The organism is Vibrio sp. D173a (assembly GCF_030248475.1).
The window spans coordinates 1-573 of record NZ_JAHGAH010001483.1; the positions used below are offsets into that span (position 1 = coordinate 1).

The following is a 573-nucleotide window of genomic DNA, read 5'->3' on the forward strand; positions in this document are numbered from 1 at the left end:
CAGCCAGTTTTATAATTTGATATATTGGAAGCGACCGGTCAGGTCGCTTTTTTTATATCAATTTTTTGCGTGATTGGCGTTTTTGAACGCTATATTGATGCCGTCAGCACGTAGCAGTCGTGATTGATCTGAAAAGAGTTAGCAGGGTGATCCCAAGAGTAACTGGCTGAGTATAAAGCTTTCCAAATTTCATTAATGGTCTCAGGTATCTATGGAAAATAAAAAAAAGCAGGGTGTGTTATTGGTGAACCTAGGGACACCAGATGCAGCAACACCTGCAGCTGTGCGCCGTTTTTTAAGCGAGTTTCTGCATGATAAGCGAGTCGTGAGCCTGACTCGTTGGCTTTGGTGCCCAATCCTTCACGGTGTCATATTGCCGATTCGTTCACCCAAAGTGGCTAAGCTCTATCAGTCGGTGTGGATGGATCAAGGTTCACCGTTGTTGGTCTATTCTCAGCGTCAGGTCGCCAAGCTACAAGAGAAACTCCAAATGCCTGTCCCACTGGGCATGACTTATGGTAATCCAAGCTTGAAAACAGGTATTGAATCTTTGATGGCTCAGGGCGTTGAAGA

The 573-nt window shown here is 45.0% G+C and carries 1 protein-coding gene; it reads left to right on the forward strand.

Features of this window, described 5'->3' with window-relative positions; translation table 11 throughout:
* Positions 1-211: 211 nt before the first annotated feature.
* The coding region (locus KIV40_RS34215) for a ferrochelatase (RefSeq protein ID WP_285353895.1) at positions 212-573 on the forward strand (362 nt) is incomplete at its 3' end.